This is a genomic window from Parerythrobacter aestuarii (assembly GCF_030140925.1).
GTDB lineage: Bacteria > Pseudomonadota > Alphaproteobacteria > Sphingomonadales > Sphingomonadaceae > Parerythrobacter > Parerythrobacter aestuarii.
The window spans coordinates 1005373-1020290 of the sequence record NZ_JARBWD010000001.1 but is presented as its reverse complement, the minus strand read 5'-3'; the positions used below and the strand labels follow the sequence as shown (position 1 = coordinate 1020290).

The following is a 14918-nucleotide window of genomic DNA, read 5'->3' as shown; positions in this document are numbered from 1 at the left end:
AATACGGCAATCAAGAGGCCGCTCGGGAAACCGGGCGGCCTTTTCTTGTCAGGTGCAAGGCATTGATGAGCTGCGCTTCACCAGGACTTGCGGATCGAATATAGCGCCAGTATCCAACACCCATGGGCCTATCCAGTTTCTTCAGGCGTTACTTCACGAAAGAAGGTCGGATTTCAGCGAAACGTGCGAAGATGAGCCGGATCGAATACCTGCTCGATATCAACCACGACATGCTCGAGGGGCGGGATTTCCGCCAAAGCAAGCTGAACTTTCTCGAACTGGTCGAACAACAACTGGCAGATGGCCAGACCGACCTCGCGCTGAGTAATCTCAGCCGGCAACCCGCCCGCTGCTTCAAGATCGCCAACCTCCATTGGGGACAGGGGGATCTTGTGAACGCAGAGAAATATCTGCGTATGACCCTCGAGCGCTATCAAAGATTTGTTGCCGCTGGCGAGGAACACGGGCGGTCGCTGGAAGAATACAAGAATTTTGGCGAAGCCCAGATCAAGACCGCCGCCGCCCTTCTCGATACCAGGTTGGAGGGCCCGGTTCTCACAAGCCAGGTCGATGTCGGCTACTCGCCAGCATTCGAAAACTACCTGCTCGACTGCTGTCTCGGCACATTTGCATTCGACATGAGCCATTGGCAGTCGCTGGAGGACGCCTGGCTGAAGAACCGTTTCCCGAAATACAAGCTGGAGGAATATGCGGTCTGCGTGAAAGCGCTCACCGGCGGTTTTGCCTCGGATGCAGAGATGCTCGCCGCTCATGAAAAGATGTGGCTTGGCAAGGCCAGGCGCAATCCCGATGCAGGGCTAATGGAAGGGTATGGAGAGTACAACGCCTACGTCATCGACTTCATTTTCGCCGCTGTCCTCAAACGGATCGGCTGGCAAGGAACGTACCGGCATAGCTGGCCCAATACCTGCCCTGCCGGGAGCGATGCGGTAACGACCCGGGCATCCGACCGGCACCTGGGTGTAATCACAGCGCCGCCGCCTGTGCCCGATGGAGAGAGCGGTCTCATCGAAAATCCGCAGGCGGCCCGGCGATTCATCGACACCCATGTCAGGGACCAGCGCGACTGGTGGGAAGGCGAGCAGGTCGATGCGGCGCGCCCGGCGCAAGAACGCGGAAAGGTGGCCAAGGCCTTGAAGGAAGTCGGTTGGAAAGCCGATCCGGCAACGCTCGATCTCTTGCGGACCTACCGCATGGACGCCATCCTCAACGACAGCACCCATGTGTTCCTGAGCGATCCCATCGGCGACCGCTATTGTGGCGTGAAGAAGTGGACCGGGCTGTTCACTGAAGAGTTCGGCATGAGTGCGGACTTTATTGCCGTGGTGGAGAGCGAGGAGAAGGCCGATTATCGCGACCCGCAGGGCGGCTGGTACGTGTTGTGGATCAAAGACAAGCGGGTTTACCTGGTCCAGCGCGAAGACTGGGGTGATCCAGCTCTCGCAACCAGGGAAGCACGGCCCGGCTTTAGCGTGTGGCCGTCGTATTCCAGCTTTGTTGCCTGGTGGGTTGCCCAACATCTGGAAGGCAAGCGCTAGGCTGCGACGCCCAACCACCCGATTTGCACTCCCGACCAAGGCACGCCACACTGCTCCGAAATCGTGCTACGAATCCGATGGGAGATCACCGAATGATAGTTATTGCGCGCAATGCGCTGCTGGCAGTCATCGCTCTGCTCCTGTCTGCCTGCATGGCGAGCCTGGCCCCGCAGTATGACCAGTCTCTGGTCGAAAATCTCACTGCGGCGAATGAAGACGCGCTAACCCTGTTCGCCTTGATCGAGGATGGCTCAACCAAGGAGGATTTTGCCAGGCTGGAGTATCGATACGCCTCGCTGATCGGCAGGTTCGATGCCCTCAGGCAGCGCGCCTCGACGCGCTATATCCCTCCCATGGCATCCCGCCTCAAGGAGCTTTCTATCGTGCGGAACTTCTGCAATTCCGAAAGCGATCCCAATGGCTGCGTCAATGCGTCGCCAGCCAGCCTGGCAGAGCTGATCGCCACCCTCAAACGCATGCGGACACTCCATCGCCAGGCAGGGCTTGATCCCGGCGCTGTCATCGCCTTTCGCAACCGCTACGATATCCAGATCGACCAGGCCCTGACGGTCGAAAACGCGCTCAAGCGCTGAAGGAGCAGGCCATGGACGCTGCCGACATTCTCAACGACATGCTGGTCGCGCTGCGCGGCGAACTACACGACGGCTACGGTACGATTGCGGAATTTGCCGAACGGCAAGGCCGCATGCTGGCAAAGCAGGCCGAGCACCTGGCGAAGGAACGCGCCGATGGCTTCCTGACCGATGACGACGATCTGTTCGCGTTCTTCCTCGAAGGGATGCAGCGCGACGCAGAAAACATGGCGAAGTCCATCGCCATGTTGAGCGTCATCACAGTCGAGAAAGCCTGGAACGCGGTCGCCGGAGCCCTGTGGGGCGGGCTGCGAACGATCCTCGCCGCCGCAGGCGTGCCCGCAGTTTTGCTGCCAGAGACGCCAAACTTCAGCATCACCGGCCCTGCAATCTAGTTCCCTACATTCCTGACCTGGTCGAAGCAGGTGCTGACTAACCCGCCGTGCTGAAATGCTTCGCCTGTTCCATCTTGGCGGGCGCGCCATCGGTGCGCTTGGTTGCGGCCTGTCGGACGAGGCGGTCGTGCTCTTCTTGGGAAAGCCGTTCCCATCCCTTGGGGCCGAGCCTTTCGATCGGGCGATAGCGGATCTTGTAGTTCATCCGGCCCGAGCCTTCGACCCAATAGCCGAGATAGACGAACGGCAGATTGTCTTCTGCTGCCAGCCGGATGTGGTCTAGGATGATGTAGTTGCCGAGCCCGTCCCGCGCAGTGTGGGTGGGGTCGTAAAAGCTGTAGATCATCGACAGCCCGTCGCCCTGGCGATCGGTCAGGCAGGCACCCACGAGCTTGCCCGGCTCGCCAGTTTCGGTCGGCTCGCGATATTCGATCACAGTGCTGGTGACAGGCGTATGCTCGACCATGTCAGCAAAATCCATTTCGTCCATCGCCGCCATCCCGCCTTCCGGGTGGCGAGAGGCAAGATAGGTACGCAGCAATTCGAACTGTTCAGAGGTGGCCCATGGGCGACACTCGATACGAATCAGGTCGCTGTTGCGCTTGAGAGTTCGCTTCTGCGAGCTGGACGGGGCGAATTCCTCAGCCAGAACGCGCACGGACACGCACGCATTGCAGTCCATGCAGCTGGGGCGATAGGCAACGGTCTGGCTGCGGCGGAAACCGATCCGGCCCAACGCTTCGTTCAACTGGTCGGCGTGCGGACCCTTGAGCTCAGTGAAAACCTTACGCTCGGTCTTGCCCGGCAGATACGGACACGGCGCTGGGCTGGTCACGAAAAAGCGGGGAAAGCGAACGGGGGCAGTCACGGCGGCTCTAGTGCTCCTGTCAGGCAACGGCATCGTGCCATTGCGATGGACTTTTTATGCCCGACAGGATGGGCGGGTTAAAGACCCTTAACCATAAAACCCGGTTACCCGTTGAAGTGTTTGCACAATTTTCGAAAGCATTGTGCCGGGAGCTGTCCCTTACTTGGCCAGTTCCACCGGAGTGACCTCGTAACCCTTCCCGCGCAGCCCGGAAACCAGCCGTTCGAGCTGCGCCGAATCGCGCGCTTCGCATTCGATATCGGTGATCAGGCCCTTCGCCGGCAGGTTGGTGAAGATGCGGTGATGGTAGATCTCGATGATGTTGACGTTATGCGCGTCGAACTCCGACATCACCTTGAACAAAGCGCCGGGGCGATCCTGCAAGGTGATCCTCAACCGCGCAAGCCGCCCGGTCCGCGCGAGATCGCGCAGCAGGACGTTGGCGAGCAACCGCGTGTCGATGTTGCCGCCGCACAGCACCAGCCCGATCTTCTTGCCCTTGAACCTGTCCTTATGCGCCAGGATAGCCGCAAGGCCCGCCGCACCAGCCCCTTCAACGACAGTCTTTTCGATCTGCAGCAACAGGCTGACGGCTTCCTCGAGTTTCGGCTCGTCCACCAACAGGATGTCGTCGACCACCCGGTCGATCACGGGCTGAGTGAACTTGCCCGGTTCCTTGACCGCGATCCCTTCGGCCAGGGTGTCGCCACCACACGGCAGTTCCAGCCCCTTGTAGGCATTGTAGGAAGAAGGGAACAGCCGGGCTTCGACCCCGATCACTTCAACTGGTGGTTCCTGCGCCTTGGCGACCGTGCCCATGCCGGAAATGAGCCCGCCGCCGCCGATCGGCACGACGATGCAATCGAGCGGCTCGGGCACATCAGTGAACAATTCCAGTGCCACCGTGCCCTGTCCTGCTGCCACCAGCGGATCGTCAAACGGATGGATGAAGGTAAGCCCCAGCTCTTTCTCCAGCTTGCGTGCGTGGGCATTGGCTTCGTCAAAGGTCTCGCCTTCGAGCACCACCTTGCCGCCAACCGCTTCGGTCTGCATCACTTTCACAGTTGGCGTGGTGCGCGGCATGACGATAGTCACAGGGACCCCCAGCCTTGTCCCGTGGTAACTCAGCCCCTGGCTGTGGTTGCCGGCCGAAGCGGCGATCACCCCGCGCTGGCGCTGCTCATCGGTCAGGTGCAGCAGCGCATTGAGCGCGCCCCGCTCCTTGTAAGCAGCGGTAAATTGCTGGTTTTCGAACTTCAGCCATATCTCCGCGCCGGTAATCTTCGACAGCGTAATCGAATGCAGGGTCGGGGTGCGCACCACCGAACCTTCGATGCGGGCCGCTGCGGCGCGCACGTCTTCGAGTGTGAGAGGCAGGTCGTCGCTGCCGGTTTCCGCTGCATTCTGCGTAGCCATGCTGCGGGCCTAGGGGTGATGTGGGAGGCAGGCAATTCGAAAGAATGTTGGCACGCCCCAACATTACCATTACCCGGCTCCCTCATGACGGAAATCAGGACAATAGCTTTCATCGGCCTCGGCGTGATGGGCGGGCCGATGGCAGGCCACCTTGCGCGTGCCGGTTATGAGGTCACAGGGTACAATCGCACGGCAAGCAGGGCCGAGGCGTGGGCGAAGGCTCTGGCAGGTGAAGGCGTTTCTGTCAGCACCGCCTCCACCCCTGCCGAAGCTGCGACTGACAAGGACATGGTGCTAACCTGCGTCGGCAATGACGAGGACCTTGAGCAAGTGCTGTTCGGGTCCGAAGGTGCCCTGCCCGCCATGACGCCCGGCAGCTTGCTGGTCGATCACACCACAGTCTCCGCCAATATGGCTCGGCGGGTCGATGCGGCAGCACGCGAACGCAGAATCGCTGCAGTCGATGCCCCCGTTTCCGGCGGCCAGGCCGGGGCTGAAAACGGCGCGCTGGCGGTGATGTGCGGTGGCAGCGAGGACGCCGTCGAGCGCGCGCGCCCGGTGATGCAGGCGTTCTCCGCACGGATTGTCCATGTCGGCGCGGCAGGCGCGGGCCAGACCACCAAGATGGCCAACCAGATGTGCATCGCCGGCGTACTGGCAGGCCTGTCGGAAGCGGTACGACTGTCGCAAGCGTCCGGGCTCGACATGGAAACGGTCTATGATGCGATCTCCGGTGGCGCGGCGCAAAGCTGGCAAATGGACAATCGCTGGGCCACCATGGCGCAGGGGGAGTTCGATTTCGGTTTCGCCATCGACTGGATGCGAAAGGACCTCGGCTATGCGCTCGATGAAGCCAGGCGGCTGGGACTTAGTTCGCCAGTCTCTGCGCTGGTTGACCAGTTCTACGCAGAGGTGCAGGCCATGGGTGGTGCGCGGCAGGATACCAGCGCGTTAATCCGCCGTCTTCCGCAGGGCCCGAAACAGGGGAAGAGCTCTTCATGATTGTCAGGAAAATTGTCGCCGCGCTGGCCGCGCTGTCGCTTGCAACCCCGGCACTGGCCGATTCGCTGGTCTACAATGTCGAAGGCATCCGCATCGACGAAGAGGGCCAGGTCGATCGCTTTGCCGCCATGCTGATAAGCGACGACGGGAGGATCCTGCAGGTGCTCGACCGCGGGGCTGACCTGCCGCCTTCCGACTATGCCTATGATGGCAAGGGCCGAGTGGTGATCCCCGGCCTGATCGATGCCCACCTGCATGTCATGGGCATCGGCTTCGGCGCGCTGACGCTTGATCTGTCGCAGACGCGATCGCTGGCGGAAGCGCAGCAGGCGATCGCCGATTTCGCCGCTGCCAACCCCGGTCGGGCGTGGATCATCGGTCGCGGCTGGAACCAGGAGCTGTGGGGCCTTGGCCGGTTCCCTACCGCTGCCGAGCTAGACGCGGCGGTCGGTGACCGGCCGGTGGTGCTGGAGCGGGTCGACGGGCACGCGACGTGGATCAACACTCTCGCCATGCAGCGCGCCGGCATATCCGCGCAAACCGCTGATCCCAGCGGTGGGCGGATCGAACGCCTCGCCGGGTCCCGCGCGCCGTCGGGCGTACTGGTCGATGCGGCCAGCAGCCTCGTCTATTCGATCGTTCCCGAACCGCGCCCGCGCGAACGCGACCTTGCCTTGCAGAAGGCGCAGGACTTGCTGCTTGCCATGGGGATCACCGCCGCCGCTGACATGGGTACGACGCTGGAAGACTGGCAGACCTTCCGGCGCGCCGGCGACCGGGGCACACTCAAGCTGCGGATCATGTCCTACGCTGCAGGGATAGAAGCGATGGAACTGATCGGCGGCCCGGGGCCCAGCGAGTGGCTCTACGGCGACCGGCTCCGCCTCAACGGGGTGAAGCTCTATCTCGACGGCGCGCTTGGCTCGCGTGGGGCATGGCTCAAGCAGCCCTATCATGACGACCCCGGCAACACCGGCTTGCCGATGCTCAAGCCCGACCAGCTGCGCAATCTCGTCAGCCGCGCGGCGATGGACAATTTCCAGGTAGCGGTGCACGCCATCGGCGATGCCGCCAATGCAGAGCTGCTGGCAGCTTTCGGCGAGCTCGCCGCAACCTATGGCGGCGACAGGCGCTGGCGCATCGAACATGCCCAGATCGTCGACCCCGCCGACATCGCCGCATTCGGGAAGCATGGCATCATCGCTTCGATGCAGCCGGTACACCAAACCTCCGACCGGTTGATGGCCGAAGCCCGGCTGGGCCCCGACCGGCTCGGTGGCGCTTACGCCTGGTCCAGCATCGCAGCCACGGGCGCACCGCTGGCGTTCGGGTCGGATGCGCCGGTCGAATCTCCCGATCCCTTCGCCGGATGGGCTACAGCCTTCACCCGCGAGGATGCCGAAGGTCAGCCGTTCGGCGGCTGGTTACCGCAGGAACGGGTCAATCGCGAAGCGGCACTGGCCGGATTCACCGCCGATGCCGCTTACGCAGGCTTTGCCGAAGGTCGGTTTGGCCGCCTCGTCGTCGGTGAACGGGCCGACTTCATATTTGTCGATCGCGATCCCATGCTTGCCAGCGCCAGCGACTTGCGCGCCACGAGGGTGCTGGAGACCTGGATCGCCGGTGAGCGGGTTTACCAGGCCGGGCAGGACTGACCGGCCAAATCGGGAAATTCGGAACTTTAACCCGAAATTCACATTGATCTAGCAATTGCACCCCCCACCACCTCAAGCAAAAGAATGTGGAGTTACTTTATGATTTTTCGCAAGATCGCTCTGGCGACCGCTGCTCTCGGCCTCGCTGCCGCACCTGTCGCCGCTGAATCGCTGCGCGACGCCGCACCGGTGACCGGTGAAAGCAAGCTAGAGGGGCAGTCCGACATCTTCCTGATCCTCGGTGCCGCTGCGATCATCGCCGGGATCATCATCATCGCCAGCGATGACAACGACCCCGTAAGCGGCTGATCGGCCGGTCCGGCAAAGCTTATCAAGAAGGGCCTGTGGTTCGCGCCACGGGCCCTTTCTCTTTCAAGGCGTTGCACGCTTGCAATAGCAGTTGATTTGCAGGGTTTTTCGGGGTTGCGCTTGCTCCGTCGCTTCCCTATTACGCTCGTGAAGTTTGCAACAAGAATCTTCCTCAAGGAGGGCAATGATGAAATTCCGTGGTGTTCTGGCTGCTGCTGCTGCCGTCTCTCTCGCTGCTGCACCGGCTGTGGCTGAAGCCAATTTTGATCGTCTTTCGGCTCCGGTCGAAGGCGAAAGCGAAGCTGGTGGCGGCGGTACGCTGCTCGGCATCTTCGCTGCGCTCGCTTTCATCGGCGGCATCATCATTGCTGCTGGCGGCGACGACAACCCTGTCAGCGGCTAAGCCTGACGGACAAACAGAATAAAAGAGCGGGGCCTTGTGCCCCGCTTTTTTATTGCCTGTTCGAGGTTCGGAGCCAGAAGAACAGCTGCCCGGCCAAGCACGACGAAATCTTGCCCGGTTGAAAATCAGCGCGTTGCAGGCTCGTCGGCGGGCTGCTCTTCCGCCGCATCGGAACCCGGAGCCCCGGCCTGCTTCCGATCGCTGAACCACATCAGCAGCATCGAACCCTCGAACAGCAGGTATAGCGGTGCGGCCAGGATCAGCTGCGACCCCGGATCGGGCGGCGTAACGATTGCGGCCAATGCTACTACCCCGACAATCACATAGCGGCGCGCCCTGGCGAACTGGTCGCGGCTGACGATGCCTGCCCGGTTGAGCAACAGCAGCAATACCGGCAGCAGGAAGCTCACCCCGAAAGCCAGGATGAACTGCATTGCGAGGCCAAGATAGGCGCCCGCGCTGGGCAAGGCTTCTACGTCGAGCCCGCCAACATTGCCCTGGAAACCCAGAAACCAGCGGAATGCCGTTGGCATCACAACATAGTATGCCAAAGCTCCGCCAGCCGTGAACAGGATCGGCGTCGCGATCAGGAACGGCAGGAACGCCTTCTTCTCCTTGGCATACAGCCCTGGCGCAATGAACGCCCACATCTGGTTCGCAATGACCGGGAAGCTGACGAAAAAGCCTGCGAACAGCGCGACTTTGAGCTCGACGAAGAACACTTCGTAGAGCTGGGTGAAAATCAGCTTGCCCTGCCCGGCCGGAAACGCATCATTGAGCGGCCGGACGAGGAAACCGAGAATCTCGTCGGCAAAGTAGAAGCAGATACCGAACGCGACTGCCAACGCCAGCACCGAGCGCAAGAGGCGACTGCGCAGCTCCACCAGGTGATCGAGCAACGGAGCCTGCGTTTCGTCGATATCCTTGATGCCGAATGCCACGGCCTCAATCCTTTGCTTCGTTTGACGCAGGATCTGCGGGTGGAGGGTCTTCGCCCCGACTTTCCGCATGCGCTGCCCTGGCTTCTGCTGCCGTCGGGCTGGTTGCTGCATCGGGTGCTGGTTCGGACATCGGCACCATCTCTCCCTCGTCAGGGTATTTCGCCATGATTTCAGCGTTCCGCTCACGCCATTTCTTGTCCATCTCTTCTATTTCGGCTTCGCGGATCATGGCATCGAGCCCGCTGCGGAAATGGCTGGAGACGCGCCGTACCTTCGCAATCCAGCGTCCTGCAGTGCGCAAGGCCAGCGGCATGTCTTTGGGACCGATCACCAGGATCGCGACAATGGCGATCACCAGCAGTTCGGTCGCGCCGATATCGAACATGGCGGCGCTCTCCTGCGGGCGTCAGCCCTGCTGGTCGGTGGATTTGGTTTCGTTGGCCGTCGGGCTCGCGTCAACCTTGGGCGATTCGAGATTGCCGGCAGGCTGCGAAGGCTTCTCGTCGTCGTTCAGCCCCTTCTTGAAGCTCGACACACCCTTGCCGAAATCACCCATCATCTCGGAGATGCGCCCGCGCCCGAACAGGACGAGGATAACCAGCGCGATAATCAGGATCTGCCAAATGCCAATCTGTCCCATGGGACCTCACTTTAGGTAGCTGTTGGAACGAATATAGGCGTTGCCGGCAAAGAGCGCCAGTCAGGCTTGCGTTTGCTCGTCTTCGAACGTGTCGAAAGTGCCTTCATCGGTGTCTTCGACACTCTCGTCATCAGCTTCGCCATCGCCGCTTGGATCCTCGCCGGCGAGGGCATCATAAGCGTCGTCGACCGGATCGAGCAGGCCTGCCGCCTTGAGCTCGTCTAGCCCAGGCAGGTCCTTTCGGCTCTCAAGGCCGAAATGCTGCAGGAAATCGGGTGTCGTAGCGTATATCACGGGCCGACCCGGCACTTCGCGGCGCCCCGCGACCCGGACCCAGCCAGCCTCCATCAGCACGTCTAGCGTACCCTTGGCGGTCTGCACTCCGCGAATCGATTCGATTTCCGCACGGCTCACCGGCTCGTGATAGGCGATGATGGCGAGCACTTCTGTCGCTGCGCGCGAAAGGCGGCGCACCTGCTCCTTTTCACGCCGCAGCAGATGCGCAAGGTCCGGCGCAGTCTGGAAATGCCAACGCTTGGAGCGCTCGACGAGATGGATACCCCGTTCGGAATAGGTCTCTTCCAGCGCCTTGAGCGCTTCACGCACATCCCCCGCCTCGGCATCGCCGAGGTGCGTGCACAGCGAATCGACGCTCATGGGCTCTTCGGCGGCAAACAGCGTGGCTTCGATGGCTCGCTGCAAGGCATCGGGCGCGCTCATACCGTAACTCTCCTGAGGCGAAGCTCGCCGAAGATTTCGTCCTGTGCAATTTCGGCCTTGCCCAACCGGGCCAATTCCAGCGCGGCGACGAAACTCGAGGCCTTGGCGCTGCGGCGCAGCTGCGGGTCGGCATGCGGCGGCAGGAATTCCTCCAGCGTCATCCAGTCGAGCGTGACGCCCAGCATGGCGGACACCCGGTCCAGCGCGCTGTCGAGCGTCATAACCGGGCGTTCGGCGACCATGTGGACGACCGGCGCCGTACGGGCTTTCACCTGGCCATAGGCCTGAACGATATCGTACCATTCGGCGCGCCACTGGGTCTTGCGGTCGATCCGCAGTCCCTCGGGCGCACCGCGCACGAACACGTCGCGCCCGATCCGGTCGCGCGCCATCAGTCGTGCCGCCGATTCGCGCATTGCCCCCAGCCGCTGCAGGCGCAATTGCAGCCGCAGCGCGAGCTCTTCCGGGCTGGGATCCTCCTGTTCTTCCTTCGGCAGCAGCAACGCCGACTTGAGATAGGCCAGCCACGCCGCCATCACGAGGTAATCGGCGGCCAATTCCAGCTTCAGCGCCTCGGCCCGCTCGATATAATCGAGATACTGGTCGACCAGCGCAAGGATCGAAATCTGGCGCAGGTCAACCTTCTGCCGCCGCGCCAGGTCGAGTAGCAGGTCAAGCGGCCCCTCCCACCCGTCAAGCGCGAGGTAGAGTGCGCCTTCGTCCTTGCTGCCGGGCGCGGCGATGCCTTCCCAAGCCTCGCTGTCAGTCAGCGCATCCTCACTCGGCACGATCAGCGCATCTTCGTCGGTCATACCGCCGCCCCTTCCACACTTAACAGCGCATCGCGCTTCGCCAGCAAGGTGGCCTTGTCGGCTTCAAGCCCCGCCTTGCGCGACGCCAGCGCTCGCTCCAGCCGCGCGACACTCTCAGCCCGCATGGTGCCGCAGCGCGCGACGATGCCCTGCATGTCCTCCATCGTGCCCCAGCAATTCAGGACCACGTCACATCCCGCGGAGAGGGCTCGCTCGGCCCGTTCCGGGATGGTGCCGGAAAGCGCCTGCATGTCGATATCGTCAGTCAACAGCAGCCCGTCGAACCCGATCTCGCCCCGGATGATGTCGCCGATGATGGTAGATGACAGTGTCGACGGGTTCTTGCTATCCCAGGCCGGGAACAGCAGGTGCCCGGTCATGCCCACCGGAGTGTCCGAAAGCGCCTTGAACGGAGCGAGGTCGACCTGCAGTTCCTCCACCGTAGCATGCACCGTCGGCATTTCCTTGTGGCTGTCACACTGCGCCCGGCCATGGCCCGGCATGTGCTTGATGCAGCCGAGCACGCCGGCGCGCCCCAGCCCGTCGAGGATGGCGCGCCCAAGTGCCGCCACCTGCATCGGGTCGCTGCCCAGTGATCGGTCGCCGATCACGTCATGCGCGCCGGGCTGGCGGACATCGAGCGGCGGGTGGCAATCGACTGTGATGCCGACTTCGGCCAGTTCCATTCCCAGTACCTGCGCGTTCACGCGCGCTGCTTCGATCGCGCTGGCAGGTGCCTGGCGATAGAGCCGGTCAAATGTCTCGCCGGCCGGGAATGTCGTCCATTCGGGTGCCTTCATCCGCGCCACCCGGCCGCCTTCCTGGTCGATACAGATGAACAGCTCGTCGCGCCCATGGATCGCCCGCAATTCATCGGTCAGCGCGTGCATCTGGGCACGGCTTTCGACATTGCGTCCGAACAGGATGTAGCCCGCCGGATCGGCCTCCTTGAAGAAGGCACGCTCGTCCGCCGTCAATGCGAGGCCGGACATACCGAAGATTGCGGGCGTCATAAGAGGAAGAGATTCGCAAGAAAGCCCGCTTGCCGCAAGGGCGAGCGGACCTCCGAGTGTGGAAATTCACTATGGATTCAAGCCAAGTTTTCCACGCGTTTAACGGGTCATTTCACCAGGCACTGGATGCCGTCGGCCTTCAGCGCGTTGCACAGGCGATCGGCCGCGGCCTTGTCACCTGCAATAGCCTGCAGGCGATAGACCGTTCCATTGTCGATCCGGGCCTCTTCGATCCGATATTTGAAGCCCTGCAGGGCATCGGTCTGCCGCGCCAGTTCGCGCCAGCGCTGCTCGGCCCCGGCCTTTGATGACAGGGCCCCGACCTGCACGGCCGTGCCGGCAGGTACGCTGGCGGAACCGGCGTTATTCGCAGACGGTGTCTCCACGCTCGGCTTGGGTGCCGTGTCTCCATCGGCAAGTCGCCCTTCGCGGGTCTGGCCCTCGCCAACGGCTGGCGCGACATCGCCGGTCCCGTCGAAGACCTTGCCGCCGGGATCCTCCGGCGCTTCCTTGGCCGCGCCTTCAGGGGCTTCGATGGTCGAACCGTCAGCTGTGAGCTCGGGATCGGTGCCGCGATTGGTAAAGAACCAGAACAGGCCGATAATCAGGCCTAGCGCGACCAGTGAAAGGATGACAAAGCCGACAATCCGTCCGGTGTCGACACCTTCGTCCTCTTCATAGTCTGACGATTCCAGCCACGGCAGGGATTCATCTTCGTCGAGGTCGAGCTCTTCTTCCTCGCCTTCCCACGCTTCCTCTTCGGGAGCGTCGAATTCGTTCTCGTCGTCGCCGCCAAGCGCCATCATCTCACATCTCCTCCACGGCCTCGACCCCCAGCAGGGTTAAGCCATTGCGGATAACTTGCCCGATTGCGCCGACAAGGAAAAGCCTTGCCGCAGAAAGCTCCGCATCCTGTGCCAGGATGACGCGCTTCGAGGGATCGTCATTCCCGAGGTTGTAGAAGGAGTGAAATGCGCTCGCGAGGTCGTAGAGGAAGAACGCAATCCGATGCGGTTCGCGCGCTGCCGCCGCTGCTTCGACGATCCGCGGGAACTGCGCCGCCTGCTTGACAAGCCCCAGTTCGGGCTCGCCCAGCCGCTCGATCGCCGCGTCGGAGGGCTCGATCCCCTCCGCTTTCGCCTTGCGCAGGGTCGAATGGATCCGGGCATGGGCATACTGGACGTAAAATACCGGGTTGTCCTTCGATGCCTCGACGACTTTCGCAAAGTCGAAGTCCATCTGTGCTTCAGGCTTGCGAGTCAGCATGGTGAAGCGGACAACGTCCTTGCCTACCTCTTCCACCATGTCAGCGATGGTGATGAAATTGCCGCTGCGTTTGGACATTTTCACCGGCTCGCCGGCGCGCATCAGTTGCACCATTTGTACCAGCTTCACGTCGAACGGAATCGGCTTTCCCTGTCCTTCGGAGAGCGCTGCAACCGCGGCCTTGATCCGCTTGACGGTCCCGGCATGATCCGCGCCCCAGATGTCGATCAGCGCGTCGGCGTCCTCGGCCTTCTGCATATGATAGGCGAGATCTGCCCCGAAGTAGGTCCATTTGCCGTCGGACTTCTTGATCGGGCGATCCTGGTCGTCGCCGAACTTGGTCGAGCGGAACAGCGGCAGCTCAACCGGCTCCCAGTCCTCGACAACCTTGCCCTTGGGCTGTTCGAGTACCCCGTCGTAGACAAGGTCGTGTTCACGCAGCCAGGCTTCGGCTTCTTCAGGCTTTCCAGCAGCCTGCAGCGCGGCTTCGGAAGCGAAAACGTCATGATTGATGCCGAGGAGCTTCAGGTCGGCGCGGATCATGTCCATCATCCGCTCGGCCGCGAAAGCCTTGAAGATGTCCAGCCATTCGCTTTCGGGCGCATCCTTGAAGCGGTCGCCGAATTCGGCAGCCGCAGCCTGGCCGACGGGCTTGAGATAGTCGCCGGGGTAATATCCTTCAGGAATGTCGCCGATGTCTTCACCGAGCGCCTCGCGATAGCGGAGGTGGGCTGACCGCGCGAGCGTGTCGACCTGCCCGCCTGCGTCGTTGACATAGTATTCCCGCGTCACCGGGTGGCCGGCAAATTCCAGCAGGCTGGCCAGCGCATCACCCACCACCGCGCCGCGGCAATGGCCCATATGCATCGGCCCGGTCGGATTGGCGGAGACATATTCGACATTGACCCGCTTGCCCGCACCCATGGTCGAGCGACCATATTCGGCGGCCAGCGCCGCGATGGCCTCAAGCTCGCCGAGCCACGCTGCATCGGACAGGCGCAGGTTGATGAAACCCGGCCCGGCAATCTCTGCCGCCGTGATGTCGGGATCGCGCACGAGGTGTTCGACCAGCTTTTCCGCCAGCGCGCGCGGATTGGTGGCAGCCTGTTTGGCCAGCACCATGGCGGCATTGGTGGCGAGGTCGCCATGCCCGGGATCGCGTGGCGGCTCTACCGTCACGTTCTTGCGCTCGATCCCGGCGGGCAGCACACCTTCGGCTTCCAGAGTTGACAGGACTGCGTCGACCTTGGCCGCAAAGGCGGCATGGAGGGTGTTCATATCGGACATGCGCGCGCGGTTAGCCGGAAACGGCTGCGGGCGCAAAGC

17 protein-coding genes are annotated in these 14918 nt (G+C 62.3%); 7 read left to right on the top strand and 10 right to left on the bottom strand.

All coding sequences use genetic code 11. The features are described 5' to 3' along the window. Positions 1 to 191: 191 nt before the first annotated feature. From QPW08_RS04950 to QPW08_RS04940, 3 genes are all read left to right on the top strand, one after another. Positions 192 to 1559 carry a hypothetical protein gene (locus QPW08_RS04950; RefSeq protein WP_284124632.1) on the top strand — a complete coding sequence of 456 codons (1368 nt, stop codon included), beginning with the start codon at positions 192 to 194 and terminating at the stop codon, positions 1557 to 1559. Positions 1560 to 1651: 92 nt separating this feature from the next. After that, entirely contained in the window at positions 1652 to 2152 is a 501-nt protein-coding gene (locus tag QPW08_RS04945) for a hypothetical protein (protein ID WP_284124631.1), read from the top strand. A gap of 11 nt (positions 2153 to 2163) precedes the next feature. Then, positions 2164 to 2547, top strand: coding sequence for a hypothetical protein (locus QPW08_RS04940; protein WP_284124630.1), 384 nt, complete (start codon positions 2164 to 2166; stop codon positions 2545 to 2547). Between the two features lie 37 nt (positions 2548 to 2584). Here the strand turns inward: QPW08_RS04940 and QPW08_RS04935 are convergent, their stop codons facing one another. Both QPW08_RS04935 and QPW08_RS04930 read right to left on the bottom strand, forming a co-directional pair. Continuing rightward, complete coding sequence (locus tag QPW08_RS04935; protein WP_284124629.1) at positions 2585 to 3415, bottom strand: arginyltransferase; 831 nt, start codon at positions 3413 to 3415, stop codon at positions 2585 to 2587. Positions 3416 to 3574: 159 nt separating this feature from the next. Further along, positions 3575 to 4831: a threonine ammonia-lyase gene (locus QPW08_RS04930; RefSeq protein ID WP_284124628.1), complete on the bottom strand. Its 1257-nt coding sequence runs from the start codon at positions 4829 to 4831 to the stop codon at positions 3575 to 3577. An 84-nt stretch (positions 4832 to 4915) separates the two neighbouring features. On the opposite strand from QPW08_RS04930, the gene QPW08_RS04925 reads away from it, so the two are divergent. From QPW08_RS04925 to QPW08_RS04910, 4 genes are all read left to right on the top strand, one after another. Then, entirely contained in the window at positions 4916 to 5833 is a 918-nt protein-coding gene (locus tag QPW08_RS04925; protein ID WP_284124627.1) for an NAD(P)-dependent oxidoreductase, read from the top strand. Beyond that, complete coding sequence (locus QPW08_RS04920; protein ID WP_284124626.1) at positions 5830 to 7488, top strand: amidohydrolase; 1659 nt, start codon at positions 5830 to 5832, stop codon at positions 7486 to 7488. Before QPW08_RS04925 ends, QPW08_RS04920 begins: the two co-directional genes overlap by 4 nt. 99 nt (positions 7489 to 7587) lie before the next feature. Beyond that, positions 7588 to 7797 (top strand): hypothetical protein, encoded by a 210-nt coding sequence (locus tag QPW08_RS04915; protein ID WP_284124625.1) that lies wholly within the window; start codon positions 7588 to 7590, stop codon positions 7795 to 7797. Positions 7798 to 7981: 184 nt separating this feature from the next. Then, a complete protein-coding gene (locus QPW08_RS04910; RefSeq protein ID WP_326521298.1) occupies positions 7982 to 8200 on the top strand; it encodes a hypothetical protein in 219 nt (72 codons plus the stop codon). Between the two features lie 125 nt (positions 8201 to 8325). Here the strand turns inward: QPW08_RS04910 and tatC are convergent, their stop codons facing one another. The 8 genes from tatC to argS all read right to left on the bottom strand — a co-directional run bounded on the left by tatC (position 8326) and on the right by argS (position 14879). Next, complete coding sequence (gene tatC, locus QPW08_RS04905; protein ID WP_284124624.1) at positions 8326 to 9141, bottom strand: twin-arginine translocase subunit TatC; 816 nt, start codon at positions 9139 to 9141, stop codon at positions 8326 to 8328. 4 nt (positions 9142 to 9145) lie between these two features. Further along, entirely contained in the window at positions 9146 to 9526 is a 381-nt protein-coding gene (gene tatB / locus QPW08_RS04900; protein WP_284124623.1) for a Sec-independent protein translocase protein TatB, read from the bottom strand. A gap of 21 nt (positions 9527 to 9547) precedes the next feature. After that, entirely contained in the window at positions 9548 to 9781 is a 234-nt protein-coding gene (gene tatA / locus QPW08_RS04895; protein WP_284124622.1) for a twin-arginine translocase TatA/TatE family subunit, read from the bottom strand. Between the two features lie 60 nt (positions 9782 to 9841). After that, positions 9842 to 10501, bottom strand: a complete 660-nt coding sequence (scpB, locus tag QPW08_RS04890) for an SMC-Scp complex subunit ScpB (RefSeq protein WP_284124621.1) — start codon at positions 10499 to 10501, stop codon at positions 9842 to 9844. Continuing rightward, entirely contained in the window at positions 10498 to 11313 is an 816-nt protein-coding gene (locus QPW08_RS04885) for a segregation and condensation protein A (RefSeq protein ID WP_284124620.1), read from the bottom strand. The genes scpB and QPW08_RS04885 overlap by 4 nt, the downstream gene beginning before the upstream one ends. Further along, positions 11310 to 12326 (bottom strand): beta-N-acetylhexosaminidase, encoded by a 1017-nt coding sequence (gene nagZ / locus QPW08_RS04880; protein ID WP_284124619.1) that lies wholly within the window; start codon positions 12324 to 12326, stop codon positions 11310 to 11312. Before nagZ ends, QPW08_RS04885 begins: the two co-directional genes overlap by 4 nt. 107 nt (positions 12327 to 12433) lie before the next feature. Then, positions 12434 to 13132, bottom strand: coding sequence for an SPOR domain-containing protein (locus QPW08_RS04875; RefSeq protein WP_284124618.1), 699 nt, complete (start codon positions 13130 to 13132; stop codon positions 12434 to 12436). A gap of 1 nt (position 13133) precedes the next feature. Continuing rightward, on the bottom strand, positions 13134 to 14879 hold the full coding sequence (gene argS / locus QPW08_RS04870; RefSeq protein ID WP_284124617.1) for an arginine--tRNA ligase: 1746 nt from the start codon (positions 14877 to 14879) through the stop codon (positions 13134 to 13136). Positions 14880 to 14918: the final 39 nt, after the last annotated feature.

Excerpts from the sequence above, each read along its gene's own strand:
- scpB (WP_284124621.1), bottom strand. The coding sequence starts at position 10,501 with ATGAGCGCGCCCGATGCCTTGCAGCGAGCCATCGAAGCCACGCTGTTT.
- QPW08_RS04950 (WP_284124632.1), top strand. The coding sequence starts at position 192 with ATGAGCCGGATCGAATACCTGCTCGATATCAACCACGACATGCTCGAG.
- QPW08_RS04920 (WP_284124626.1), top strand. The coding sequence starts at position 5,830 with ATGATTGTCAGGAAAATTGTCGCCGCGCTGGCCGCGCTGTCGCTTGCA.
- QPW08_RS04885 (WP_284124620.1), bottom strand. The coding sequence starts at position 11,313 with ATGACCGACGAAGATGCGCTGATCGTGCCGAGTGAGGATGCGCTGACT.
- nagZ (WP_284124619.1), bottom strand. The coding sequence starts at position 12,326 with ATGACGCCCGCAATCTTCGGTATGTCCGGCCTCGCATTGACGGCGGAC.
- QPW08_RS04925 (WP_284124627.1), top strand. The coding sequence starts at position 4,916 with ATGACGGAAATCAGGACAATAGCTTTCATCGGCCTCGGCGTGATGGGC.
- QPW08_RS04910 (WP_326521298.1), top strand. The coding sequence starts at position 7,982 with ATGATGAAATTCCGTGGTGTTCTGGCTGCTGCTGCTGCCGTCTCTCTC.
- tatB (WP_284124623.1), bottom strand. The coding sequence starts at position 9,526 with ATGTTCGATATCGGCGCGACCGAACTGCTGGTGATCGCCATTGTCGCG.
- QPW08_RS04945 (WP_284124631.1), top strand. The coding sequence starts at position 1,652 with ATGATAGTTATTGCGCGCAATGCGCTGCTGGCAGTCATCGCTCTGCTC.
- QPW08_RS04940 (WP_284124630.1), top strand. The coding sequence starts at position 2,164 with ATGGACGCTGCCGACATTCTCAACGACATGCTGGTCGCGCTGCGCGGC.
- QPW08_RS04875 (WP_284124618.1), bottom strand. The coding sequence starts at position 13,132 with ATGATGGCGCTTGGCGGCGACGACGAGAACGAATTCGACGCTCCCGAA.
- QPW08_RS04930 (WP_284124628.1), bottom strand. The coding sequence starts at position 4,831 with ATGGCTACGCAGAATGCAGCGGAAACCGGCAGCGACGACCTGCCTCTC.
- tatA (WP_284124622.1), bottom strand. The coding sequence starts at position 9,781 with ATGGGACAGATTGGCATTTGGCAGATCCTGATTATCGCGCTGGTTATC.
- argS (WP_284124617.1), bottom strand. The coding sequence starts at position 14,879 with ATGTCCGATATGAACACCCTCCATGCCGCCTTTGCGGCCAAGGTCGAC.
- QPW08_RS04915 (WP_284124625.1), top strand. The coding sequence starts at position 7,588 with ATGATTTTTCGCAAGATCGCTCTGGCGACCGCTGCTCTCGGCCTCGCT.